The organism is Streptomyces sp. NPDC002734 (assembly GCF_040295685.1).
In the GTDB taxonomy this organism is placed as follows: Bacteria; Actinomycetota; Actinomycetes; order Streptomycetales; family Streptomycetaceae; genus Streptomyces.
In genome coordinates this window covers 39,706-63,719 of record NZ_JBEOVU010000023.1, presented here as the reverse complement: position 1 = coordinate 63,719, position 24,014 = coordinate 39,706, and the positions used below count along the sequence as shown (strand labels likewise).

Annotated in this window: 17 protein-coding genes; 6 read left to right on the top strand and 11 right to left on the bottom strand. The window is 72.6% G+C overall.

Going from position 1 to position 24,014, the window contains the following annotated elements; genetic code table 11:
* Positions 1-78 precede the first annotated feature (78 nt).
* Together ABT026_RS20900 and ABT026_RS20895 are read left to right on the top strand one after the other, a co-directional pair.
* Positions 79-714 (top strand): DUF1345 domain-containing protein, encoded by a 636-nt coding sequence (locus ABT026_RS20900; protein ID WP_502968022.1) that lies wholly within the window; start codon positions 79-81, stop codon positions 712-714.
* A 127-nt stretch (positions 715-841) separates the two neighbouring features.
* Positions 842-2,059, top strand: coding sequence for a peptidoglycan DD-metalloendopeptidase family protein (locus ABT026_RS20895; RefSeq protein WP_351116264.1), 1,218 nt, complete (start codon positions 842-844; stop codon positions 2,057-2,059).
* 52 nt (positions 2,060-2,111) lie between these two features.
* Here the strand turns inward: ABT026_RS20895 and ABT026_RS20890 are convergent, their stop codons facing one another.
* A complete protein-coding gene (locus ABT026_RS20890; RefSeq protein WP_351116262.1) occupies positions 2,112-2,546 on the bottom strand; it encodes a DUF4240 domain-containing protein in 435 nt (144 codons plus the stop codon).
* 219 nt (positions 2,547-2,765) lie between these two features.
* On the opposite strand from ABT026_RS20890, the gene ABT026_RS20885 reads away from it, so the two are divergent.
* Complete coding sequence (locus ABT026_RS20885; protein ID WP_351116261.1) at positions 2,766-4,199, top strand: NAD(P)/FAD-dependent oxidoreductase; 1,434 nt, start codon at positions 2,766-2,768, stop codon at positions 4,197-4,199.
* 23 nt (positions 4,200-4,222) lie between these two features.
* Here the strand turns inward: ABT026_RS20885 and ABT026_RS20880 are convergent, their stop codons facing one another.
* Positions 4,223-5,392 (bottom strand): DUF6545 domain-containing protein, encoded by a 1,170-nt coding sequence (locus ABT026_RS20880; protein WP_351116259.1) that lies wholly within the window; start codon positions 5,390-5,392, stop codon positions 4,223-4,225.
* 463 nt (positions 5,393-5,855) lie between these two features.
* Here ABT026_RS20880 and ABT026_RS20875 point away from each other — a divergent pair, with 463 nt between their 5' ends.
* Positions 5,856-6,284, top strand: coding sequence for an SSI family serine proteinase inhibitor (locus ABT026_RS20875; RefSeq protein WP_351116258.1), 429 nt, complete (start codon positions 5,856-5,858; stop codon positions 6,282-6,284).
* 63 nt (positions 6,285-6,347) lie between these two features.
* Entirely contained in the window at positions 6,348-6,800 is a 453-nt protein-coding gene (locus ABT026_RS20870) for an SSI family serine proteinase inhibitor (protein WP_351116256.1), read from the top strand.
* 104 nt (positions 6,801-6,904) lie between these two features.
* On the opposite strand, the gene ABT026_RS20865 is transcribed toward ABT026_RS20870, so the two are convergent.
* From ABT026_RS20865 to ABT026_RS20855, 3 genes are all read right to left on the bottom strand, one after another.
* Positions 6,905-9,484 (bottom strand): ABC transporter permease, encoded by a 2,580-nt coding sequence (locus tag ABT026_RS20865; RefSeq protein WP_351116255.1) that lies wholly within the window; start codon positions 9,482-9,484, stop codon positions 6,905-6,907.
* A gap of 121 nt (positions 9,485-9,605) precedes the next feature.
* Positions 9,606-10,370 (bottom strand): ABC transporter ATP-binding protein, encoded by a 765-nt coding sequence (locus ABT026_RS20860; RefSeq protein WP_351116253.1) that lies wholly within the window; start codon positions 10,368-10,370, stop codon positions 9,606-9,608.
* A 197-nt stretch (positions 10,371-10,567) separates the two neighbouring features.
* A complete protein-coding gene (locus ABT026_RS20855) occupies positions 10,568-11,203 on the bottom strand; it encodes an HAD family hydrolase (protein ID WP_351116333.1) in 636 nt (211 codons plus the stop codon).
* 262 nt (positions 11,204-11,465) lie between these two features.
* On the opposite strand from ABT026_RS20855, the gene ABT026_RS20850 reads away from it, so the two are divergent.
* A complete protein-coding gene (locus tag ABT026_RS20850) occupies positions 11,466-12,365 on the top strand; it encodes an alpha/beta fold hydrolase (protein WP_351116252.1) in 900 nt (299 codons plus the stop codon).
* Between the two features lie 54 nt (positions 12,366-12,419).
* Here the strand turns inward: ABT026_RS20850 and ABT026_RS20845 are convergent, their stop codons facing one another.
* The 6 genes from ABT026_RS20845 to ABT026_RS20820 are packed head-to-tail and all read right to left on the bottom strand — an operon-like array spanning position 12,420 to position 23,717.
* Positions 12,420-17,849: a non-ribosomal peptide synthetase/MFS transporter gene (locus tag ABT026_RS20845; RefSeq protein WP_351116251.1), complete on the bottom strand. Its 5,430-nt coding sequence runs from the start codon at positions 17,847-17,849 to the stop codon at positions 12,420-12,422.
* Complete coding sequence (locus ABT026_RS20840; RefSeq protein WP_351116249.1) at positions 17,849-18,976, bottom strand: 2-oxo acid dehydrogenase subunit E2; 1,128 nt, start codon at positions 18,974-18,976, stop codon at positions 17,849-17,851. The genes ABT026_RS20845 and ABT026_RS20840 overlap by 1 nt, the downstream gene beginning before the upstream one ends.
* Entirely contained in the window at positions 18,969-19,934 is a 966-nt protein-coding gene (locus ABT026_RS20835) for an alpha-ketoacid dehydrogenase subunit beta (protein WP_351116248.1), read from the bottom strand. Before ABT026_RS20835 ends, ABT026_RS20840 begins: the two co-directional genes overlap by 8 nt.
* The gene (locus ABT026_RS20830) at positions 19,931-20,845 is read right to left on the bottom strand and encodes a thiamine pyrophosphate-dependent dehydrogenase E1 component subunit alpha (RefSeq protein ID WP_351116247.1); all 915 of its coding nucleotides are present in this window, start codon (positions 20,843-20,845) and stop codon (positions 19,931-19,933) included. The genes ABT026_RS20835 and ABT026_RS20830 overlap by 4 nt, the downstream gene beginning before the upstream one ends.
* Positions 20,842-22,326 (bottom strand): condensation domain-containing protein, encoded by a 1,485-nt coding sequence (locus tag ABT026_RS20825; protein ID WP_351116245.1) that lies wholly within the window; start codon positions 22,324-22,326, stop codon positions 20,842-20,844. Before ABT026_RS20825 ends, ABT026_RS20830 begins: the two co-directional genes overlap by 4 nt.
* A complete protein-coding gene (locus ABT026_RS20820; RefSeq protein ID WP_351116244.1) occupies positions 22,323-23,717 on the bottom strand; it encodes a class I adenylate-forming enzyme family protein in 1,395 nt (464 codons plus the stop codon). Before ABT026_RS20820 ends, ABT026_RS20825 begins: the two co-directional genes overlap by 4 nt.
* Positions 23,718-24,014: the final 297 nt, after the last annotated feature.

Below are 24,014 nucleotides of genomic sequence, written 5' to 3'. Positions count from 1 at the left end.
GATCACGCGGATCGATCCGGAGGGGAGCGAGAGGAACGCGCCGTGCAGTACTGGCTCTCGGAACGCCGCCGGGACCTCATGAGCGGCGGCGTCGCGCTGGGCGCTGCCGTGGTCCTGCTGCTCCTCGACCGGCGCCACGGGCTGATCTCGGTGGGAGACACCGGAGTCCTGGTGCTCTTCTCGTACCTGCTGCCGTACCTGATCCTCACCGTGAGCGCGTTCGCCACCGCCCCGCCGGAGCGGCTGCGTACCTGGGCCGGGCGCGAGGCGCGCGGGACGATGCTCCAGCGATACGTCTACGGGACCGCCCCGGGCCCCGGAGGGTCGATCTTCATCGCGGTGGCCGCGCTGCTGGTGGCCGTGGTCTGGCTGCCCGGCTACCTCGGGTCCGCCTTCCCGGTGGCGCCGAGGGTGGTGACGGCCCTGGCGCTGGTCGTCGTCGCGTGGCTGTGCGTCCTCTTCTCCTTCGCCGTCACCTTCCAGGCCGACAACCTGATGGAGGGGGAGCGGGCGCTGCTGTTCGCCGGCGAGGAGAGTGCGACGTGGGCCGACTACGTCTACTTCGCCTTGGCCGTCATGACCACCTTCGGCACCACCGACGTCACCGTGACCTCGCGGGAGATGCGGCGCACGGTGGCGGCCAACGCCGCCATCGCATTCGTCTTCAACACGGTGACCGTGGCCAGTCTCGTCTCGGTGCTCGGCGGAGTGTGACAGGAGCGGGCGGGCGGGCCCACGTCCGGTGCATCAGGTCGGCCCTCTGGACGCGCGAGCTCCGCATCCCTAGCCTCACTAGGCCCTCCGGGCGTACCACCCCCCCCCTGACGTAGGGAGAGAAACGGTGTTGCATCGCAGACGCGTGGCCGGGCTGATATCCGCGGCCCTCGCCTTCGTCTCCGTCGGCCTGGCGCATCCCGGCACCGCCCAGGCGGCGCCCGGCACCTCGGTGACCACGGCCGTGACGGAGAAACTGCTGAACCAGAACGCCCTCACCGGCCGCGGCGTGTCGCCCCAGGAGACGCGGGTCAGGATCACCCGGGAGAAGGGCGGCACGTGGGCCTTCGGCACCGCGGTGGTCGTGGCGCCGAAGAAGGAGGGAGCGGCACCCACCGGAGCGGTCTTCGTCGCCCGCGCCGAGGGCGGTGCCTGGACCGTCGCCTTCGACGGAGAACCGGCCTTCGCCGACCTCGCCGCGGCCTCACCCGTGGTGACCGCGTACGAGAAGAAGCTCTTCGCCTCCGCCCGTACTGCTGCCGATGCCGAGGTCGCCGGTGCGGAGGGCTCCTCCGGAGACCTGGTCCAGCCGCTGGCCAACGGGGACTTCCGCACCGGCATGGCGCTGCCCTGGTCCACGGGCGCGTCATGGACCCTGACCGGCGGCGGCCACCAGTGGGACGGCGCCAGCGGCCCCTACAGCTCCGTCGACTTCGCCGGCGGCGACCAGGCGGTCCGTGCGGCACGGGCGGGAGCCGCGTACACGCTCTGCTCGGGCTTCGTGCGGGTCATCCACGACCGGGGCTACGCCTCCGACTACTACCACCTGACCGGGCACATCAACGCCAACGGGGCCGCGGTCTCGCAGGGGACCTTCCTCGGCAACACCGGCACCAACGTCGCGTGCGGCGGCTCCGCCACCGGCCGCCACGTCCACTTCGGCCTGCGCCAGAACAACGCGTACGTGCCGATCGCCGACCACGGCATCGGCGGCTGGGTCTTCTACACCACCGGCTCCTACGCCGGCTACGCGATGCACGGGTCCACCACCCGCGGCGCGGGCAGCGCCCTCACCAACTACGGGGCCCTCGGGCTGACGCAGGGCATCGTGGACGCCAACGGCGGAGGCGCGGTGAACAAGCGGTCCGGGCCCGGCACCGGGTACGCGGTCGTCGGATCGGTCGCCGACGGCGCCGTCGTGACCGTCTCCTGCTCCCGCAACGGCACGAGCCACGAGGGGCGGTTCGGCGTCACCTCGCTGTGGGACAGGCTGAGCGACGGGACCTGGATCTCCGACGCCTACCTGTGGACCGGCTACAACGGGGCGGTCAACGGCACCTGTTGACCCCTCGGCGCCGTCCGGTTCAGGCCCGCCGCCCTCCGGGCGCGGCGGGCCTTCACCGTGCGTCGGCCCACCCGGCCACGTTGGAGTACGACTCGAACGAGTACCGGGTGCGGCGCTCCCACTCCTCGCCGGTGAGGTGTTCGTACGCGTCGTCGGGCACGTACAGCAGCGCCTCGGCCCAAACACGACCGTCGGCGTAGGGCAGGAACCGCCGCGGGTCCCGCAGCACTTCCTCGTACTCCCCGCGGCCCGCCGCCACGACCGCGGCACGGGTGTAGAGGAACCCGTCGCCCGACAGGTCCCCGCCGTACTCCCTGCGGTCCAACCGGTACAGGGCCCAGGACAGCTGCTCGGCGAAACCGACCACGGCGTACACCGGGCCCCTCCCGAGCCGGTCCGTCAGGGCGTCGGCCAGCCCGTGGCCGTCCGGGTCGGGGCCGGCGGGGCGGCACGCCTCGATGAGCTGCCAGAAGGCGTTCTCGTCCATGGCGGGAGTCTGTCGGACGCGTCCGACAGGCCGGGGCGCCAGGTGCGCAGCAGGTTCGCCGGCACAGTGCGAGCCGTAAAGGGCCAGGCGTGTCCGCGGGAGACCGAAGGTGGTCGGTCGTGGCCCTCGATGTCTGAATTCCTATGGGGCTGCTGAGGGTTGTGTGCAGGTAACGTGATCCCACCATGAAGATCGGGGAGAGCCATGTCTCGCAGTGCTGTGGTCGTCGGGGCGAGCCTGGGCGGACTCCTTGCCGCCGCTGCCCTGGCCGACCAGGTCGACCAGGTAACCGTCGTGGAGCGGGACACGCTGCCCGATGAGCCGGCCTTCCGTAAGGGCCTCCCTCAGAGCCGGCACGCGCACATCCTGCTGCCGAGCGGCCGTCAGGCGATCGAAGACCTGGTTCCCGACCTGCGACTGCGGGAGAGCATCCTCGAAGCGGGTGGTCGGGACATATCCATGACGGCCGACGCGCTCATGACCGGGCCCGCGGGGTGGTTCCGCCGCTGGCCGCAGAGGAGCCATTGCCTCCTCACGTGCAGTCGTGAGCTGCTGGACTTCGTGGTCCGCCGAGCCGTTCTGTCCCATCCGGGTATCGCCGTGCTCAAGGCGGAGGCCACCGGGCTCACAGGTACGGCCGAGCGGGTCACGGGCGTCCGCCTGGCGGGTGCGGATCCTCTCACGGCCGACGTGGTCGTCGACGCCGGTGGGCGCGGTTCCCGAGCCGTGCCCTGGCTCGAACAACTGGGCACGACCGGCATTCCCGAGGCAGCGGTCGACGCCGGACTCGTGTATGCCAGTCGGCTCTTCCGCATACCCGCAGGAGCCGAGAGCCTGCCGCTCATCATGCTCCAGTCCGTCCCGGACCCGACCAGACCGAGCAGGTCCGCCGTGCTGGTGCCGATCGAGGGCGACCGCTGGCTCGTCAGCGTCAGCGGCAGTCGGGGCGGAGAACCTTCCTCGCGCGCCGAGGACTTCGCTCCGTATGCCCTGAGTCTCCGTGACCCGCTCGTGGGCCGGCTGATCTCAGGCGCCGAACCTCTGTCCGACGTCATGCTGTCCCGGAGTACGGGAAACAGGCGCCGTCACTTCGAGAAGGCCAGACTTCCTGACGGGTTCGTCGCACTGGGCGACGCCGTCGCCTCCTTCAATCCCGTCTACGGCCAGGGCATCACCGTTGCCGCGCTCAGCGCCAAGGCGTTGAAGCAGCAGGCGCAGAGGGGACGGCTGGACGAAACGGGCGCGTCCAGCCGCGTTCAGCGCGAGATAGGCAAGCAGGTGGACGCGGCCTGGGCACTCAGCGCCTCCATGGACCGGTGGGTTCCCGGCGTCGAGGGCGACCCCCCGTCCCTGCTGGACCGTGCGCTTTCCCGCTACACCCGCCGCATGGCCCGGGTGGCCACCACGTCCTACAAGGTGTCCGCAGCGATGTGTGACGTGACCACCCTGCAGGTAAGTGGCGCTCACCTGCTCAAGCCCTCCTTGGTGGCCGCCACGGTCGCCGGCCCGCGGCTTCCCTTGCTCGACGGTCCACCGCTGACCGCGGAGGAACGAGCGATCCTCCGTCGCCTGGACCGGACAGGCCAACTGGAGGGTGCCCTTCCATCGGCGGAAGACGGCACGGCGCCGCGCCTCAGCGAGGAGGGTGTGTGACCAGACCACCGGAGGCGCCGGACTCAGCCCGGATTCCTGCCTCGGGTGAGGGCTGAGGGTACGTCGCCGCCGTGGTGCGCCCGTACCACGGCGGCGACCTCGGGCGCCTCCACGGCCCGGGAGAGCCGCACCAGGGAGGCCTCCGTCATGGGTATTTCCGCCCTGTGGGCGTCCGGCACGGCGGGGCCGGGGCGAGCGGCCACCGCCACCACGGCCGCCAGCGCCAGGTCGGAGGCCCGCACCGGATCGCGTCCCGCCCTGCACAGGTCGTCGTAGACCTGCTCCTGGACACGGGAGTCCAGGCGGGCATCCAGGCGGTGGATGCCGTCACGGATGGCGCTGACCCTTTGCATGAGGTGCAGATGCGTGTCGAGTCCGGACACTCCCGGCAGGCGCACGGTGAAGCGGCCGTCGGCCGGCACGACGAGGCAATGCAGTGGTCGAAGACGGATGAAGGCCAGCGTGCTCTCGACGCGTCTGCCGAGCGACGGGAGCGCGTAACCCGCCATCACGAAGACGGTGCCGAGGGCCACCAGGGACGGAGCCACGTGTGTGCTGAGCCCGTCCCAGTCCTGTCCGGACCAGCGGGCGCCCACCGCTGCCAGTTTGCAGACGCTGTAGGTCGTGACACTGATCCAGCCGGTGCACAGCAGGATGAGGGACCAGCGAATCCAGCCGTGGGCATGGCGCGACCAGCGACCGCACAGGACTGCGGTGGTCAGCGCTGCTACGAAATGGGCCACCAGGTAGAGGGCGATCATCTCCCGGATGAACGGAGCCGTCGCGTAGTAGGTGTCCAGGTCGGCCGTGCGTTCCACGGGGGCGTCCCCCGCGACGAAGAGCGCGAACAGGGAGACGGCGACGAGGGTGTACGCGATGGTGCAGGCTCGCGTCGCACGTCGGGCGCCGTCCGAACTGCCCCCGTACCACTGAATCATGAGACAGAGCGAGGCCGCGCTGAAGGCCATCACCGTGGCGTAGGTCACCGGGGCCGCGGCGTTCGGAACACTGACCGCGTTGATCGCGGTGACGGTGGAAGGCGCTCCCAGGCTGAAGCAGCCGGCGCCGAGGACGGCCACGACGGCGACCGCGCGTTTGAGGGGGTCGTGGCGCAGAGCGCGTAGACCGGGCCATTGGGCCAGCGCTCCCAGGAGGAGAGCCACGGCCGCGAGGTAGTAGACCCATGCCTGCATGTCAGGCCCACGACCCAGGTAGGAGCGACTCGACGTGCCGGGCGACCTCGTGGCCAGGAAAGAGCCGCCGGGAGCGCGGTGACCGCATCCGAGCCGGTGTGGTGGTCGACTTCCTCATCTCGCGCGCCGCGCGGCTGTTCACGTGGTGCCCCTTTTGGTCCGGCGGTGTCGCGGTCTTCGACCTCAAGGCTCCATGCCTTCGGAAGCCGCACACGGCTGCAGTGGTTGTCCCATTCTGATGCAGCGCCGTGTCCTCGCACAGTCTGCTCCTCAGGGAATCGGTGGGCATGGACGGGGGGACATCACGGTGCGGGCCACGGTGTTGGCTGCGCGAGGTCGTCCTGGCGTACCCCGGCATCGTCCTCGTCCGGACCTGTGCAAGGTGGCCGACGGCCCACTTGTGGGGTGCCGTGTGCTGCACGACTTTGGTGGTGGGGCACACCGAAGCGACGATCGGAGAGGTATGAGAGAGCGACTTGGGGTGCTTCTGGCCGCGGGGGTGATGGCGACCGCGGGGTCCGTCGTCCCGGCCGCGGCGGCCGGCGCGTCGTCGTCGGGGGTGTCGGGCGGCGGCGCGGCCGCGCTGTCGAGCCTGACCATCACCAAGAGCGGGTCGAGTTGGAGCGGTCTGCCGGCCCGGCAGGTCACCCTCCAGTGCGAGCCCACCGGCGGGACCCACCCCACCGCAGCCGACGCCTGTGCCCAACTCCTCGCGGTCGGTGGACAGTTCGACAAGCTCCAGCCTGTTGGGAGTGCTGCCTGTCCGCCCGTCTGGATGCCCACGACGGTCACGGTGACGGGTACCTGGCGGCTCCAGCCGGTGTACTGGACCAAGACCTACGGCAGCGACTGCGATGCCGGGTTCCGCAGCGGCTACGTGTTCCGGTTCTGACCCGACCGCCCCTGACATCCGCAGGTGACGGTATACGAGTACGACGATCGGAGACGTACGAGCATGAGGAAGAGACTGGGAGTACTGCTGGCCGCGGGGGTCCTGGCGACCGCGGGGTCCGTGGTTCCGGCCGCGGCGGCCGGGAATGCCTCCGCCGTGTCCGGCGCGGCGTCGGCGTCCGAGGGTTCGGTGGCCGGTGCCGCCGCGCTGTCGAGCCTGACCATGACCAGGAGCGGCTCGAGTTGGAGCGGCTCGGTGAACAAGCAGGTGACGCTCCTGTGCGAGCCCGCCGGCGGGACGCACCCCAAGCCGGAGGACGCCTGCGCCAAGATCGCCGCCGTCAACGGGAAGCTGGACCAGCTCCCGCGTGCCTCCGGCATGGGCTGCCCCGGGGTCTGGCTGCCCGTCACGATCACGGTGACCGGGACCTGGCGGCTTCAGCCGGTGTCCTTCACCAAGACGTACGGCAACGACTGCGAGGCCGCGGTCGGCAGCAACCTCGTGTTCCAGTTCTGACGCCCACGCCCACGCCCACGGCCTCGATGCGGCCTGCCCGCGACCGAGGGGGCCGGGTCCTTCACCTGGGTGAAGGACCCGGCCCGCGCGCCGTGGGGCGGGGGTCAGTCCGTCTTGATGGCGTCCAGGACGTTCAGCTTCGCCGCGCTGCGGGCCGGCCACAGCGAGGCGAGGACGCCGACGAGGCCCGCGGCCACCAGGAAGAGAGCGATCCGGTCCCAGGGCAGCACCAGTTCGTAACCCGGGATCGACGACCTGATGGTCTGCCCGATCGCCCAGCCCAGGAAGACTCCGAGGCCGACGCCGATCAGCGCTCCGAACAGGGAGATCACCACGGCCTCCAGCCGGACCATCCGCTTGACCCGGCGTCGGTCGAGGCCGATCGCGCGGAGCATGCCGATCTCCTGCTGCCGCTCGAAGACCGACATCGCCAGGGTGTTGACCACCCCGAGGACGGCGATGAGGAGCGCCATCGCGAGCAGGCCGTAGAGGATGTTGAGCAGCAGGTTGATCATGCCGCCGAACTCGTCGCGGATGTCCTGGTGATCCATCATCGTGATGGCCGGGTTGTCGCCGAGGGCGTGGGCCAGGGCCTTCTCGTTCGCCGCGGACTCGCCACCCTCCATCGTGACGAAGATCTGCGGGATGTACGGCTTCGCCTCGTGGGCGTCGGCGACGTCGGTGCCGATGACGACGGGGGAGAGGAACTCACTGTCCTTGTAGACCGCACCGACCGTCAGGGTGCCGTGCTCGCGGTCGGCGAAGGTCACGGGGATGTCCGTGCCGACCTTCCAGCCCCTCGAGGCGGCCGTCTTCTCGGCGACCGCGACGCCCCCCTCGGCGAGCGAGCCCAGGTCACCCCGCACCACGTCGATGCGCAGGACCTTCTCGACGGCCCCCGGAGTGACCGCCGACGCGGAGAGGTAGTCGCCCCGGCGGGGCTTCCCGTCCGCCGTGTCCTCGCCCTTGCCGTCGCTTGCGAGCCGGAGGGAGACGGCCTGCTGCGGTGAGACCGCGGACACGCCGTCGGCCTTCTCCAGGGCGGTCAGCGCCGACCGGTCGAGGGGACCGCCGTTCGCCATCACCACCATGTAGTCGGCCTTGATGTTGTCCGTGGTCATCCGGTCCAGAGCCTGGCCGACGGTCACGCCGAGCACCGTCAGGCCGGTCACCAGCGTCAGACCGATGGTCAGCGCGGACGCGGTGGCGCCGGTGCGGCGGGGATTGCGGACCGCGTTCTGCCCGGCGAGCTTGCCGGAGACGCCGAACGGGCCGGTGAGCAGGGGGCGGATCAGCGCGATGACGGGACGCGAGAGCAGCGGGATCAGCACGATGACGCCGATCAGCGCGAAGAACGCGCCGCCCGCGACCCGGAGCCGGCCGTCGTCGCCGCCGACCCCCGCGCCCCACACGATGGCGGCCGCGCCGATCGCGGTGACCACCGCGCCGACCGAGTTGCGGACGACCAGGGACCGGGTGGTGGCGACCGCGTGGACGCTGCTCATCGCCGCCACCGGCGGGATCTTCGCGGCCCGACGGCCCGGCAGCCAGGCCGCCAGCATGGTGATCAGCACGCCGACGGCGAGCGCGGCGGCCACCGGGGTGACGGTGACGACCAGCGGCCCCGGCGGGACGGTCATGCCGAACGCGGACATGCCCGAGCGCAGCCCGAGTGCCAGGGCGATGCCGACGGCGAAGCCGACCGCCGAAGCGATCGCGCCCACCACCGCCGCCTCGACGAGGACCGAGCGGGTGATCTGCTTGCGCGAGGCGCCGACGGCGCGCATCAGCGCCAGTTCCTTGGTGCGCTGGGCGACCAGCATCGAGAAGGTGTTGGAGATCAGGAAGACGCCGACGAAGAGCGCGATGCCGGCGAAGCCCAGCAGGACCTGCTTGAGTGCGCCGAGACCCGACTCGATCTCCTTCGCCTGCTCCGCGGCGAGCTTCTGGCCGGTGCCGGCCTCGGCGGACGCGGGCAGCAGCGGCTCGACGGCGTCGAGGAGTTGCTCGTCGTCGGCGCCCGGGGCGGCGACGACGGTGACGTCGCTGAACCAGCCCTCCTCGAGGTACTGCTTCTGGGCGACCGCCGTGTCGAAGAGGACGAGGCTGCCGCCGGCCTTCACCTCGCCGTCGTCGGTGGTGAAGACGCCGCTGAGGGTGAACGTCCTGACCGGCCCGTTGGTGGCGACGCGCACGCGGTCGCCCACCTCGTAACCGCCCTTGCCGGCGGTGCCCTCGTCCAGGGCGATCTGTCCGGCCTTCAGCGGGCCGGAACCCTGGGTGAAGGTGTAGCGGGGGTCCTTGCCGTCCTCGCCCGGGGCGAAGTTGGAGCCCTTGGGGCTGCCGAAGGCGCCGGCGATGAGCTTGCCGTCGGGGTCGGCCACGCCGGCGAAGCCGTCGACGCGGCCGTACGCGGCGGCCACGCCGTCCAGCGCCCGGATCCTGTCGAGGGTCTTCTGCGGGACGCCGGGGTCGGCCTCGGGGTCGTCGGGGTCGCCGTAGGAGGTGACGGCCACCGCCACGTCGTCGTAACTCTTGGCGGACTGGCTCCGGAAGGCGTTGGAGAGGGTGTCGGTGAAGAGCAGGGTGCCGGAGACGAAGGCCACGCCGAGCATCACGGCGAGCACGGTCATCAGCAGTCTGGTCCGGTGCGCGAGGACGGTGCGCACGGCGGTACGGAACATGTGGGTGTCCAGGTGGTGGGGCGTCCGGGTCCGCGGTCGACGCGGGCCGGACGGGGGTGACGGGGGCGTGCCGGGTGGCAGCGGCGGACCGAGTGCCTGGGCAGGGAGGGAGCCCGTGGGCTCAGCTCGTGCGGCCCTTGGCGTCGAACGCCTTCATGCGGTCCAGCACGCCGTCCGCGGTCGGGGCGAGCATCTCGTCGACGATCCGCCCGTCGGCGAGGAAGACGACGCGGTCCGCGTACGAGGCCGCCACCGGGTCGTGCGTCACCATCACGACGGTCTGGCCCAGCTCCCGCACGGAGTGGCGCAGGAAGCCCAGCACCTCGGCGCCGGAGCGCGAGTCGAGGTTGCCGGTCGGCTCGTCGCCGAAGACGATCTCGGGCCGGGAGGCGAGTGCGCGGGCGACGGCGACGCGCTGCTGCTGGCCGCCGGACAGCTGGGCGGGACGGTGGTGGAGCCGCCCGGAGAGCCCGACCATGTCGATGACCCGCTCCACCCATTCCTTGTCGGGCCTGCGGCCGGCGATGTCCATCGGCAGGGTGATGTTCTCCATCGCGGTCAGGGTCGGCAGCAGGTTGAACGCCTGGAAGATGAAACCGACCTTGTCGCGGCGCAGCTTGGTGAGCTGCTTGTCCTTGAGGGCGCCGAGTTCGGTCTCGCCGAGCCGGACGGAGCCGCCGCTGAAGGTGTCGAGGCCGGCGACGCAGTGCATCAGCGTCGACTTGCCGGAGCCGGACGGGCCCATGATGGCGGTGAACTCGCCCTGCCGGAACTCCACGGTGACCCGGTCGAGCGCGACCACCTGGGTCTCGCCCTGTCCGTAGACCTTGGACAGCTCCGTGGCGCGGGCGGCCACTGCGGTGGTTCGGTGGGCGGTGGTGGTCACGTGACTGCACTCCTGAGGGCTGTTGCTGTGGGACCTGACCATCCTGACGCCCCCCGGGGCCACGGACCGTCCCTCCAGGTGCCCGTTCCCGGTGCCCTCCGGAGGCTGACGGCGGGACGGTTCCCTCCTCCTGCGGTATGACGTCGGGCGGCCGGCGGTGCGGGTTGTGCCGTACGGGAGCGCGATCTCCGGGACCCCTACGGGACGGCCGTGACCAGGCGTTCCAGCGCGGGGAGCACCGCGCGCAGGTCGTCGCCGTCCACCGCCACGGTGGCGGCCACCCGCGCCGCGCCCGAGGCGTTGAACGCCACGCTCGCCCCGGCGGAGGCGAACAGGGGCAGGTCGGACCGGCTGTCCCCGACGGCCCCGCAGGAGACGGCGGAGAGCCCCAGGTCCCGCGCCTGGGCCAGGGCGAGGTCCCGTTTGTCGTACTCGTCGAAGTGGTGGGCGACCCGGCCGGTGTAGCGGCCGTCCACGACCTCCAGCCGGGGGCCGCCGAAGGCGTGGAAGCCGAAGCGGCCGGTGAGATGGCTGCCGACCGGCCACCAGGCAAGGGTCGCCAGTACCGGGGCGAGCCGGTTCCTCCGGCACCAGCTCACGGTCTCCGCGATGCCCGCCACCAGGGGCAGCGCGTCGAGCCGACGGGAGACCTGCTCCTCGGTCACCCCCGCCCAGGCCTTCGCGTCCAGCTCGGACACCTGCCGGTTGTCCAGCTCGCCCGCGGCGTAGGCGTCCTCCGCCGCGGCCAGCTCGTCGTGGTGACCGAGGAAGCCGGCCAGGAAGACCGAGGAACTGGTGCCGGGGACCAGCGTGCCGTCGACGTCGAAGAACACGGCACCCACGTAGGAGGAGGACACCCGTCGAGGATGGCACCGTCTCGGCCGATCGGTCGTCGCGGGGTGAACGCTCGGAGTCCCCTCGGCGTGCCGGGGCGACGAACCGCCGACGGCGTGAACGATCGGAGTCCTGCGACGGTCGTGACCAGGAGTGATCCCGTGCCGGCCGACGTGGGCGGCGCAGGGTCGGGCGGACCGGGTCAGGAACCCGCCGGCTCGGCCCCTCGCCCCTCGCCCTCCGACGAAAGGACCCCGTCCGATGACTTCCGAAGCCCCTTCCCGTCGCCGCGTGCTCGGCGGGCTGATCGGGGCGGGCGGCGCCCTCACGCTCGGCGCCGCCGCGCACGCCTCCGACGGCGCCGGATCCGCAGACGGCGCCGGATCCGCCGCCGGCACCGGTTCACGGCCCGGCACCGCGTCCCGCGCCGACGCGGACGAGGCGAACGGCCGGGCCACCGGCGCGACCGTCGTGCTCGTCCACGGCGTCTTCGCCGACGCCTCCGGCTGGAACGCCGTGACCGCCCGGCTGCTGGAGGCGGGGCACCAGGTCCTCGCACCGGCCAACCCCCTGCGGGACCTCGCCGGTGACTCGGCGTACCTGTCCGGCATCCTCGCGACGCTGCCCGGCCCCGTGATCCTGGTGGGCCACTCCTACGGCGGCGAGGTGATCACCAACGCCGCCCGGGGCCACGACCACGTGAAGGCCCTCGTCTACGCCGCCGCCTTCGCGCCCGACGAAGGCGAGAACGCGCTGCAACTGGCGCGCAGGTTCCCCGGCAGCCGGCTGGAGGGCGCGCTGGTGACCCGGCCGCTGCCCGGCGGGACCGACGCCGACGGGTACATCGACCCGGCGGCGTTCCACGAGGTGTTCGCCGCGGACCTGCCACGCGCCACCACCCGGGTGATGGCCGTCTCCCAGCGGCCGGGCAGCCTGAACGGACTGTCGGGGCCCAGTGGGGTCCCGGCCTGGAGGACCCTGCCGTCCTGGTACGTCGTCGCGGGCGCCGACCGGGTCATCCCGCCGGCCCTGCAACGGTTCATGGCCGAACGCGCCCGGAGCAGGACCGTCGAGGTCAAGGGCGCCTCCCACGTCGTGATGATGTCCCACCCGGACGTCGTGGTGCGGCAGATCACGGCCGCGTACCGCGCCACGCGCTGACCCGCCCGAACCCTCCCGAGGCGGGCGTGCGGGCCAAGCCCGCACGCCCCCGCGTCAGACCCCTGCCGTGCGCCGGCGCTCCTTCAGGGTCTCCACCCCGAGGAGGTCGTCCGGGACCGCGTCCGGCATCTCGGTGTCGAAGTGACGGAGCCGCGGCATCCGCAGGGCGCCGACGACCACCAGGGCCATCGCCGCGGAGCAGAGCACGAACATCAGGGCGATGCCGCGGCCCGGACCCGTGCCGACCAGCAGCCCCGCCGTGGAGGCCAGGGCGCCGTCCTCGGTGAGGAGGCGGTCGAAGAGACCGGAGCCGAGCGGGGCGATCAGGCCCATGCCGATCGGCAGCGTCGACCAGGCCACCAGCGTGTTCAGGGCGAAAACCCGGCCGTGGTACCGGAACGGCACCTTGAGCTGGACGATCGTCGTGTAGACGCTGTTCATCAGGGTGAGGAAGAAGGTCAGGGCGAAGGCCCCGACGCCCACCGTCACCAGGGACGGCCGCAGGCCCACCAGGAGACCGCCCGCGGCCATGCAGACCGTGGTCACCAGCACCACCCGGAAGCGGTTGCCGCTCGGGCCGCCCCACACCGCCATGGTGGCGCCGCCCAGCAGCACCCCGAGGCCGGAGACGACGGAGATGGTCCCCACCTCGGTCAGGCTCGCGAAGGAGAGCACCAGCGGGGAGACCAGCAGCATCAGCGGGGAGAGGAAGAGGTTGAGGACGGCGAAGAAGCCGAGCATCGACCGCAGCCCTCGGTCCCGCCAGGTGTAGGAGAACCCCTTGGCCATCTCGGTGGTGAGCGGCTCCCGGGGACGCCACGGCAGCGTGTTGGGGAAGCGGACCAGGGCGACCGTGACGATGGCGAACGCGTAGCTGGCCACGTCGATCAGCACGATGCCGCCCAGGTCGATCAGGCTGAGCAGCCCGGCCGCCACCAGCGGCACGACCAGCTGCGCCACGCCGTTGGTCAGCTGGGTCACCCCGATCGCGTGCCCCAGGAAGTGCTTGGGGACCAGCTGCGGCACCGCCGAGCCGAAGGCGAGCCGCTGGAAGGTGCTGGTCACGGACAGGCCGGCGACCAGCACGTAGGTGTGCCACTGCTGAAGACCACCGCTCAGCACCAGCACCGCGAGCACCGCCGTCACCACCGTGGAGGCGACGTCGGCGAGCAGGATCACCTTCCGCCGGCTGCCCCGGTCCACGATCGCCCCGGCCAGCGGCGAGAGCAGCAGACCCGCGAGGTTCAGCACGGCCAGCGCGGAGAACTGGGCGATGGAACCGGAGTCCATCAGCACGGTGATCGGCAGCGCCCAGCCGGTGAGCGCCGAGCCGATCAGCGAGATCTGCTGGCCCGCCGCGATCGTGAGGAAGCGGCCCATGCCGGGCCTGACCGTGTCGGCCGGCGCGCTGTCCTGCCCCGCGTCGGCGACCTCGTGGACCCACCAGGTGTCGTCCTCGGCACGCGGCGGAGGATCGTCCAGCCGGGTGTGGACGCGGAGCACGTCGGCCAGTTCCTCGGCCCGGTAGCGCAGGAAGAAGTGACCGCCCTCGTCCAGCACCACCAGGGCGGCGGTGTCGGTGAGGAAGTGCCACTCCCGGAAGCGTTCCTCGTACATATGGGTCGCCGGGTCGCGTTCGCCGATCACCGAGACGACCGGGGCCCGCAGCCGCTCACGGTCGGGGGTGTCGAAGAGCCGGGTGAAGTAGCGTTCGGCGGCCCGCGAGTCGTGCCGCATGGTGCGGACGATCCGGTCGGCGACCCCCGGCTCCAGCTCGTCCAGGTCGACGCCACGCGCCTTGAGCGAGTCGAGGTCGCGGCGGCTGCCGCGCAGCCGGTCGAGGACGTCCGGCCGGACGAGCCGGCTCCACAGGCCGCCGGGGCGGGCGAAGGGGAAGATCGCGCCGATGTAGACCGCCTCGACCTCCCGTCCGGCGGCCTCCACCCGGCGGGCCAGCTCCACGGCGAGCGCGGCGCCGACCCCGCAGTGGCCGTAGACCACCAACGGGCCCTCGATCGCGAGGATTTCCTGAGTGGTCCGCTCCGCCAGCTCGTCGAAGTCCATCGGTTCCTCGTCGAGACCGATGTCGTTGCCGGGGATGGACAGCGCGTACAGCGCCTCGTCGCCGGGCAGCGCCTCCGCGAGCGGCTGGTACACGATGGCGCTGCCCGATCCGTACGGCACGCAGACGTAACTGACCCGGGCGGCGGGGCGTGGCGGGGTGAGCCGCTGGAGCAGCGGGCGCGGTCCCTCGGGGGCCGCCTCCGCGGCGAGCGCGGCCAGGTCGGAGACCGTGCGGCAGGAGAACACGTCGACCACGCCGACCTGCCGACCGCCCGGCGGGAGCGCCTTGCGCAGCTTGGCCACGGCCTGGATGGCCAGCAGCGAGTGCCCGCCGAGGTCGAAGAAGTCGTCGTCCAGACCGACCCGTTCCAGCCCCAGCACCTCCGCCCACACGGCGGCGACCGTCCGCTCCGTCTCGGTGACCGGTTCGCGGTACTCGGCGGTCGTGACCGCGGGGGCGGGCAGGGCCTTGCGGTCCAGCTTGCCGTTGGGGGTCAGCGGCAGGGCGTCCAGCGCGACGTAGGCGGAGGGCAGCATGTACTCGGGCAGCACACCGCGGACGGCCTCCCGGGCCTGCGCGGGGTCCTCCGGTCCGCCGACCAGGTAGGCGATCAACCGCTGGTCCTCGCTGACCACGACCGCGGCCTCCCGGACGCGGGCCCGCTCGCGCAGCGCCGCCGCGATCTCCCCGAGCTCGATCCGCAGACCGCGCAGCTTGACCTGGTCGTCGAGCCGGCCCAGGAACTCCACGCTGCCGTCGGGCAGCCGGCGCGCCGCGTCGCCGGTGCGGTACCGGCCGCCCGTGAAGCGTTCCGCGGTCAGCTCCGGGCGGTTGTGGTAGCCCGCCGCCACCGGCACGCCGCCCAGGTGCAGTTCACCGGGCACCCCGACGGGCACCGGCTCGCCGTGGGCGTCGAGGACGTGCAGTTCGGCGTTCTGGATCGGCAGGCCGATCGGCACCCGGGCGCGGTCGCGCAGGTTCTCCTCGGTGCAGTGCCAGGCCGAGACGTCGATCGCCGCCTCGGTCGGGCCGTACAGGTTGTGCAGCTCGGCGCCGGGCAGGGCGTCCAGGCACCGCAGGGCCAGGTCGACGGGGAGTTCCTCGCCGCTGCAGACGATCCGCCGCAGCGAGGAACAGCCCGCCACGTCGTCCTCGGCGAGGAAGAGGCTCAGCATCGAGGGGACGAAGTGGACGGTGGAGACCGCCTCGGTCTCGATCAGCCGCCGCAGGTACGCGGGGTCGCGGTGACCGCCGGGCGCGGCCAGCAGCAGCCGGGCGCCGGTCACCAGCGGCCAGAAGAACTCCCAGACCGAGACGTCGAAGCCGGCCGGGGTCTTCTGGAGCACGGTGTCCCCGGCGGTGAGCCGGAACCGCTTCTGCATCCAGTCCAGCCGGTTGACGATCGACCGGTGCCGGTTGGGCACGCCCTTGGGCCGTCCGGTGGAGCCCGAGGTGTAGATCAGGTAGGCCGCGGTGTCCGGTTCACCGGCGGGCTCGGGCGCCGTCGTGGGGCGGTCGTCCCATTCCGCGGCCCGGTCCAGCAGGAGGACGGCCGCGCCGGTCGCGCCGAGCGCCGGGCCCAGTTCGCCGTCGACGACGGCGCTCTGGGTGAGCACCACCGGGGCGTCGGCGTCGGTCAGCATGAACGCGACGCGGTCCGCCGGGTACTCGGGGTCCAGCGGCACGTACGCGGCGCCGGTCTTCAGGACGCCGAGCAGCCCGCACACCAGCTCCAGGGAGCGGTCGGCGCAGACGCCGACCAGTGAGCCGGGGCCGACGCCCAGCGCGCGCAGCCGGTGGGCGACCTGGTTGGCCCGGGCGTCCAGCGCGGCGTAGTCGAGCGAGGCGCCGGCGAAGGTGACGGCGGTGGCCCGGGGGGTGCGCCGGACCTGGTCCTCGATCAGGCCGTGCAGCGTCCGGTCGGCGGGGAAGTCCGCCTCCGTGGCGTTCCACTCCTCCAGGAGGACGCGTTCGGCGTCGTCGAGCAGGGGGAGCCGGCTGACGGGGGTGTCCGGGCCGGTCACGGCGGCGCGCAGCAGGGTCTCCAGGTGGCCGGCCATGCGCGCGACGGTGTCCGCCTCGAAGAGGGTGGTCTTGTAGACGAAGGTGCAGTTCAGCCCGGCGTCCGGGGACGGGGTGAGGTAGAGCTCCAGGTCGTGGCGGGCGGAACCGGGCGGCAGGGGGAAGTCGTCGGCCGTCAGCGCCTTCGCGTCCTCGCCGGCCGCGTCGCCGGTGCCGCCCGGGCCGGCGGTGCCCGGGCCGGTTCCGCCTGTGCCGGTGGTGTCGCCGGAGGCCAGGTCGTGCAGGGAGAAGAGGACGTCCACCAGCGGCTGACGGCTGGGATCGCGCGGGACGTTGAGCTCCTCGACCAGTCGGGCGAAGGGCAGCTCCTGGTGGTCGAGCGCGTCGATCACCGTGTCCCGGGTGCGGGACAGCAGATCGGCGAAGGTCGGGTCGTCGTCCAACCGGGCCCGCAGCACGAGGGTGTTGACGAACATGCCGACGACGTCCTCGAACTCCGGCCGGGTCCGCCCCGCCACCGGCGTGCCCACGCCGAAGTCGTCCCGGCCGGTGCACCGCGCCAGCAGCGCGGTGAAGGCGGCCAGCACGGTCATGAAGGGGGTGGCGCCGTGCGCCCGCCCCAGTTCGCCCACGGCGGCGGTGAGTTCGGGGTCGAGCGTGCGGGTGACCGAGGCGCCGTCGAAGCGCTGGACCGCCGGGCGGGGCCGGTCGGTGGTGAGGTCGAGGCGGGGCAGACCGTCCAGCCGCTCCCGCCAGAAGGCGCTGTCGCGGTCGTGGGTCCGCTCGCGCTGCCAGGCCGCGATGTCGGAGAACCGGGTGGCGGGAGCGGACGCCGCCTCGCCCCGGTACAGGGCGAGCAGATCGGCCATCAGCAGCTGCGCGGACCGGCCGTCGGCCACCAGATGGTGCACCAGCAGCGTCAGGACGTGGTCCTCGGGGCCGCGCCGCACCAGCAGGGAACGCAGCAGCGGGCCCTCGGCGGGGTCGAGCGGGAAGGCGCTCTCCGCGTCGATCGCGGCGGCGGTCTCCTCGTCGTCGGCGGCCTCGGTGCACGCCAGCGGCACCTCGCACTCCGCGAGCTCCCGGACCACCGGACGGCCGTCCTGGTCGGCGGGGAACCGGTGCCGCAGGGCGTCGTGCCGCCGGGGCAGCTCGGCCAGGGCCTCCCCGAGGCGCGCCGCATCGAGCGGGCCGCGCAGCCGCATGGACAGCACGACGCTGTAGGTGGAGGTGCCGGGGACGAACTGCTCCATGAACCACAGGGGTTCCTGGGCGGGGGCGAGCACCGGCTCGCTGCCCTCCTCGCGCCGCGGTATCCCCTGGACCTGGACCTCGCGGCGCGCCAGACGGCGGCGCAGCAGTTCTCTCTTGGCTTCGGACATCTCGACGGCCGACATCAGACGAGCCCCTCCACGGAGTTCTTCAGGGCCTTCAGGAACAGCGCGGCGTCCCGGCCGTTGATCAGGCGGTGGTCGTAGGCGAGCCCGATGTGGGCCTGGGTGCCGTCCGACGGGGCGGTCACCGCCAGCGCGCAGGCGGTGCCGGGGAAGACGAAGGGGATGGCGAGCACCACGTCCCCGTCGGTGTGCAGGGTGATCACGAAGTTGGCGCCGGTCAGGTCGCGTTCGTCGAAGCCGCCCTTGGTGGCGGCGATCCGGTAGGCGGTCAGCCGGGTGGCGATCTCGCGCAGCGTGAGGTTCGCGGCGTCGTGGAGGCAGGGGACGTACAGACCCTCGCCGAGGTCGACGGTGACGCCGATGTGCGGGGCCTCGGCCGGGATCGCGATGGTGCCGTCGATCGAGGAGAAGAACCGCGGGAAGTCGGCGTGCAGCGCGGCGACCCGCTGGACGAACAGCTCCGCCAGGCCGACCGGCCGGCGGACCTCACGGGTCAGCTCCCGGGCCCGGGTCAGGACGGGACCGAGGTCCATCCGGACCACGGTGTACGCGGCGGGGACGGTGCGGTGGGAGAGCTCCACCGCCCGCGCCACGGCCTGCTGCACCCGGGTGAGCGGCACGCCCGGCCGTTCCTCGGCCGCCGGGGCGGGCACGTCCGGCGCGGGACCCGGGGATCCGGCCTGCGCGTCGGCGAGTGCCTGGACGTCCTCGGTGCGGACCACCGCCACGTCCAGCGTGGCCAGTTGACCGGCGGTGACGCCCAGGCGGTCCGCGAGCTCCTGCGCCGGCCGGGTGACCGGCGGCCCGCCGGCCCCGCGCGCGGCGGAAGCGGCGGAAGCGTGGGACGCGACGGACGCGGTGGGCCCCGCGGGCCGGGGGAGGGCGGGCTGCGCGCCCTCGGCCACCAGCTCCGCGATCACCTCGCCGGGCAGGCAGCGCGCGCCCTCCCGGACCAGCCGGCGGAACGTCCCGGCGGACTCCGCCTCCACCTCCTGGCTCGCCTTGGAGGTCTCGACCTCCGCGACCGGCTGGCCCTCGGTGACCGCCTCGCCGTCCTCGACCAGCCACGCGGTCAGCACGTAGTCGGTGTCGTTGTTGTTGAGCTTGGGCATCGACAGCTCAGCCACGCAGGGTCTCCCGGATGACACGGTGGACGTCCGAGGCGCCGACGAGCACCTCGCGCTCCAGATGGGGGGCGGTGGGGATGACCGAGTCCGCGGAGTGGATCAGGGTCACCGGTCGTGCGAGGTCCTGCCAGTGGCGCTCGTGGACCACCCGGGCCACCTCGGCGCCCCAGGTGCCCCCTGCGGTGCCCTCCTCGACCACGAAGACGTGCCGGGCCGGGGGAAGGTCGAGCTCGACGGGGTAGAGCCGGGAGGGCACCAGCAGGGTGCAGACGATCTCCTCCTCGAGCAGCAGGCCGCGCATCGCCTCCAGCACGCGGTGGGCCACACCGCCGCCCGCCACGATCACGCAGTCCGGCTCGTCGGTGAGTCCGATCCGGGCGACGGGGCCGTCCTGCTGGAGTGTGAACGGCGGCTCGACCTCGCCCATCGGACGGGTGTAGAGCACCTTGTCCTCGAACAGGACGCAGGGCTCCTCGCGGGCCAGCATCTCGGCGAACACCTCGGCGTTGTCCCGGAACGGCGAGACCTCGTAGAGCGCCAGATGGGGCACGCCGAGGAAGTGCTTCTGCGGGCTCTGGCTGTGCGTCGGGCCGTAGCCCCGGCCGCCGCCGACGGGACAGCGCACCACCATGCGCATCGGCACCCGACTGCCGTACATGGAGACCGACTTGGCGGCGAAGTTGACCAGTTGGTCGAAGGCCAGCGTGACGAAGTCGCCGAACATGATCTCCACGACCGCGCCGTCCCCGGCCAGCGCCAGCCCGGCCGCCACCCCGGTGACGGCGTTCTCGCTGATGGGCGTGGTGAGCACCCGGTCCGGGAAGCGGGTGGAGAGCCCGCGGGTGACGCCGAAGGCGCCGCCGTACGGGTCGAGGACGTCCTCGCCCAGCAGATGCATCCCCGCGTCGCGCTCCAGCACCGTGTGCAGGGCGGCGTTCAGGTTCTCGGAGACCCTCATGACGGCTCCCGACCGGCCACGTCACGGGCCACCTCGTCGATGTGCGCCCGGGCCCGGGCGTCCAGGCGCGCGAACCGCTCCGGGCACAGGGCCGCGTACCGGCCGTACCAGTCCGCCGCCCTGGCCCGCTCGACGACCTCGGCGGGCCGGGTGTCGTCGCCCTTGCTGTGCGGGCCGAGCCGGTGCGTGGCGAACTCCACCACCAGCGGCTGCCCTTCGCGGACCCGCTCGATCCGGGGGGCCAGCAGCCGGCGGATCACGCCGAGGTCCACCGAGTCGGTGCGGACGTGGTCGATGCCGAACGCGGCGGCACGCCCCGCGACGGTGCCGGCCATGTTGGCGGAGACCGGGGTGGTCTGGGCGATGCCGTTGTTCTCCACCACCACGAGCAGCGGCAGCCGCCACAGCGCGGCCAGGTTGAGCGCCTCGTAGACGGCGCCCTCGCCGAAGGTGCCGTCCCCGATGTGGACGCAGGCCAGCGCACCGGGCTCGGCGCGCCTCAGGTGCAGCGCGACCCCGCACGCCACCGGCAGGCTCTCGCCCTGGACGCCGGTGGACAGGAAGCGGTCCCGGCGGATGTGCTGGCTGCCGCCCACCCCGCCGCAGACCGCGCCGCGCCGGCCCATGATCTCGGCGAGCAGACCCTCGTAGTCCTCGAAGCGCGCCAGGTAGTGGCCGTGACCGCGGTGGTTGCTGAAGACGTGGTCGTCCGGCCGCAGCAGCGGTCGCAGGGCCACCGGGATGTACTCCTGCCCCAGGCAGGTGTGGGTGGTGCCGTTGAGCATGCCCTGGCCGAACAGTTCCAGCAGCTTGAGCTCGAAGGCCCGGACGGAGAGCAGCAGCGAGAGGTCCTCGTCGGCCGGCTCCTCCAGGGGCGGCGCGTGCCCACGCTCGGAGGTGGTGACGGTCATCCGCGGACCACCGCCACCACGCCCGCGACGGTCGGGTTGTCGAAGAAGTCGTCCAGCGAGATCTCCACGCCGAGCTGCTGCTCCATCCGGGAGATGATCTGGGTGATCGTCAGCGAGTGGCCGCCCAGGTCGAAGATGTCGTCGTGCGGCTCGATCGGCGACAGCTCGAGCACGGCCTCCCAAATGGCGGTGACCTGCGCGATCATCGGATCGTCCGCGGTGGACGCGGTGGACGCGGCGTCCGGGGCGGCCGCGGTGGAGGGGGCGATCGCGGCGTCCGGTGAGGACGCGGTGTCGGCAGCGGGCGGCGCGACGGCCCCCGTGGCCGGGACGGCGGTGAAGGGCGTCAGCTCGCCCAGCGACCGGTCCGGCCCCTCCGCGACGGCGGCGAGCAGCCGGGTGAGGTCGTCGGCGAACCGTGCCGGGTCGGTGAGCTCCCGCGGATCGTGGCGCAGCGACACCCACGCACCGGTGGCGCCCTGGACGACCTGCAACTGCAGGGCGCCGCGGACGCCGTGGTTGAAGGCGAGCCACTCCACCTCGCCCAGCGCCGGCCGCTCCTCGGCGAGCCGGCGGTAGCTGAGCGAGACGGGGGCGAGCGCCGCGTGCGGCCGAAGGCCCGGGACGGCCCGGGCCAGCGGGACCTCGCGGTGCCGGTAGATGCCGCGCAGCTCGGCGCGCAGCGAGGCGGCGAAACCGCGGAAGGGCGTGCCGAAGGCCGGGCGGGAGGCGAGCGGCAGTTCGTTGACCCAGCAGCCGATCTCGCCGCCCAGCTCCTCGGGCCGGGTGGACAGGTCCAGGGCGGTGACCACCTCGCCGTTGCCGTAGGAGGCGAGCAGGGTGTGCAGCGCGGCCGTCAGCACCTCGAAGCGGCTCAGTCCGTCGAGCCGGGGGACGTCGAGGGGGAACTCGAGGAGGGCCCCTTCCGAGGTGGCGCGGGAGCGCAGCACCTCGCCGGCCACGACGGTCTGCTCGGCCTGGTGCGGGCGCCCGGCCCAGAAGGCGGTGGCCTCCGCCGGGTCCGGCGACGCCGCGTCGTCCTCGGCCCGGGCGGTTGCGGGACCGTCCAGGACGCCGCCGGCGAGCAGCGTGCCCAGGTCGGCGACCAGCACGTCCTTGGAGCCGCCGTCGAAGACCAGGTGGTGGGCGACGACGACCAGGGTGTCCGCGCCGACCAGGGCGAAGCGCACCAGGGGGCCGGCGGCCAGGTCGAACGGCCGGCCGACCACCTCGTCGACCGTGGCCGTCCGCTGAAGGACCGGCAGTTCGGCGGCGGGCACCAGACGGGGGACTCCGTCGCTCTCGGCCACGGCGCTGCCGAGCACGGGGTGCCGCTGCACCAGGGCGTGGCAGGCCTTGGCGAGGGTGTCCGGATCCGGTTGTCGGGAGAGGCGGATCACGACGGGCATGTGGTACGCGGTGCCGGCTCCCTTCCGGGAGGCGATCCACATGCCGTGCTGGGCGGGGGAGAGCTGGCTCATCGGACGGCCTCTCGGAGCGTGCGCTTGTCGACCTTGCCGCCGTGGTTGCGGGGCAGGGAGTCCAGGGTGACCAGGCGGTACGGCTGCTCGTGCGGGGCCAGCCGCCCGGTGAGGAAGGCCCGTAGTTCGGTGTGGTCGACGCTGCCGACCACCGCGATCGCCACCGCCTTGCCGAGGGCGGGGTGGGCCACCCCGAAGGCCGCGGCCTCGACCACGTCCGGGTGCTGGTACACCGCCTCCTCGACGTGCAGCGTGGAGACCTTGTACGCCCCGGACTTGATGACGTCGCTCTCCCGGTCGACCAGGTAGAGGTAGCCGTCGTCGTCGATCCGGCCGAGGTCGCCCATCCGGACCCAGCCGTCGCGGAAGACCTCACCGGTGGCGCCGGAGTCGCCGAAGTACGTGCGGCTCGCGGTGGGGGAGCGCATCCACACCTCGCCGGTCTCCCCGGCGGGCGCCGGTTTGCCGTCCGGCCCGGTGATCCTGACCGCGCCGCCGGAGGCGGGCCGGCCGACGCTGGAGGGGCGCCCGGCGTCGTAGAGCATCACGGTCTGCGCGGGCGCGGCCTCGGTGGAGGTGTAGTAGTTGGCGATGGTCGCCTTGGGGAAGGCGACGGTGAGTTCGGCGGCCACCTTGGCCGGCAGCGGGGCGGCCGCGGACCCCAGCAGCAGCACTCCGGACAGGTCGTGCCGGGTGTGCGCGCCCGCGGCCAGCATCTCGATCGCCATGGTGGGGACCAGGAAGACGGTGCCCGCCCGGTACTGCTCGATCAGCCGGGCGAAGCGCCCCGGGGTGAAGCGGCCGAGGGTGACGACGGTGGGATGGGCGCCGATGGCGTTGGCGAGCATCCACTGGCCGGCGTTGGTGCCGATCGGGAAGGCGTGGGCCAGGTGCTGGGAGTGGGCGAAGGGTCTGCGCCGCCCGCCCCAGCCGTGCGCCAGGTTCGCGTGGGTGGCCAGCACGCCCTTGGGTCGCCCGGTGGTGCCCGAGGTGTACAGGATCTGCGCCGGGTCGCCGGGGTGGGGGAGCTCCGGCGTGCCCTCGGCGGACGGGAGCGCCCCGGGGCGCAGCACCCTGGTCGCACCGCAGTGGCGGAGCATCGACTCCACGTCGGCCTCGGCCAGTTGGTCGGAGAGCGGGACGGCGACCGCCCGCGCCTTGAGCACGCCGAGGAAGGCGACGGCGTATTCCAGCCAGTCGCCGTTGCCGAAGACCAGTCCGATCCGTTCGCCCGGGGTCACTCCCTGGCCGAGCAGTCCGGCGGCCACGGCGTCGGAACGTTTCTCCCATAGATCGAACGGGAGCGCTCCCACGCCGCTGAGAGCCATGGCCTCCCGTTCCGGCTCGGTGGAGGCTCGTTCCCGAAGCAGATGGCAGAGCGTCACGCTCATGGTGCTCCTACGCAACCGTAGTGGTATGGACCAATGTGGGGGTCGCGAGGCAGCAGCTTGTCAGCGTGCTGGTGGAACGTCAACCCTCAGTTTTCGCAAGGGGTTTGACTATTCCGGCGGGCGAAACGTCCGGATCCCGTGTCACTCTCGGTGAACGTGGGAGGGGTGGAACCGCCTCCTCCGTGACCGTTCCGGACAGCCCTTGACTGCCGCACCGGCGACTGTTCATAGTGGCGCGAATCCAAGCGCACTCCTCCCCCCACACGAGTGGCGAAATCTGGACGGCCGGTCATCCGG

Coding starts and splice junctions, on each gene's coding strand:
- ABT026_RS20830 (WP_351116247.1), bottom strand. CDS start 20,845: ATGACCGTCACCACCTCCGAGCGTGGGCACGCGCCGCCCCTGGAGGAG.
- ABT026_RS20875 (WP_351116258.1), top strand. CDS start 5,856: ATGAGAGAGCGACTTGGGGTGCTTCTGGCCGCGGGGGTGATGGCGACC.
- ABT026_RS20850 (WP_351116252.1), top strand. CDS start 11,466: ATGACTTCCGAAGCCCCTTCCCGTCGCCGCGTGCTCGGCGGGCTGATC.
- ABT026_RS20845 (WP_351116251.1), bottom strand. CDS start 17,849: ATGTCGGCCGTCGAGATGTCCGAAGCCAAGAGAGAACTGCTGCGCCGC.
- ABT026_RS20835 (WP_351116248.1), bottom strand. CDS start 19,934: ATGAGGGTCTCCGAGAACCTGAACGCCGCCCTGCACACGGTGCTGGAG.
- ABT026_RS20880 (WP_351116259.1), bottom strand. CDS start 5,392: ATGCAGGCATGGGTCTACTACCTCGCGGCCGTGGCTCTCCTCCTGGGA.
- ABT026_RS20900 (WP_502968022.1), top strand. CDS start 79: ATGAGCGGCGGCGTCGCGCTGGGCGCTGCCGTGGTCCTGCTGCTCCTC.
- ABT026_RS20870 (WP_351116256.1), top strand. CDS start 6,348: ATGAGGAAGAGACTGGGAGTACTGCTGGCCGCGGGGGTCCTGGCGACC.
- ABT026_RS20890 (WP_351116262.1), bottom strand. CDS start 2,546: ATGGACGAGAACGCCTTCTGGCAGCTCATCGAGGCGTGCCGCCCCGCC.
- ABT026_RS20865 (WP_351116255.1), bottom strand. CDS start 9,484: ATGTTCCGTACCGCCGTGCGCACCGTCCTCGCGCACCGGACCAGACTG.
- ABT026_RS20825 (WP_351116245.1), bottom strand. CDS start 22,326: ATGAGCCAGCTCTCCCCCGCCCAGCACGGCATGTGGATCGCCTCCCGG.
- ABT026_RS20820 (WP_351116244.1), bottom strand. CDS start 23,717: ATGAGCGTGACGCTCTGCCATCTGCTTCGGGAACGAGCCTCCACCGAG.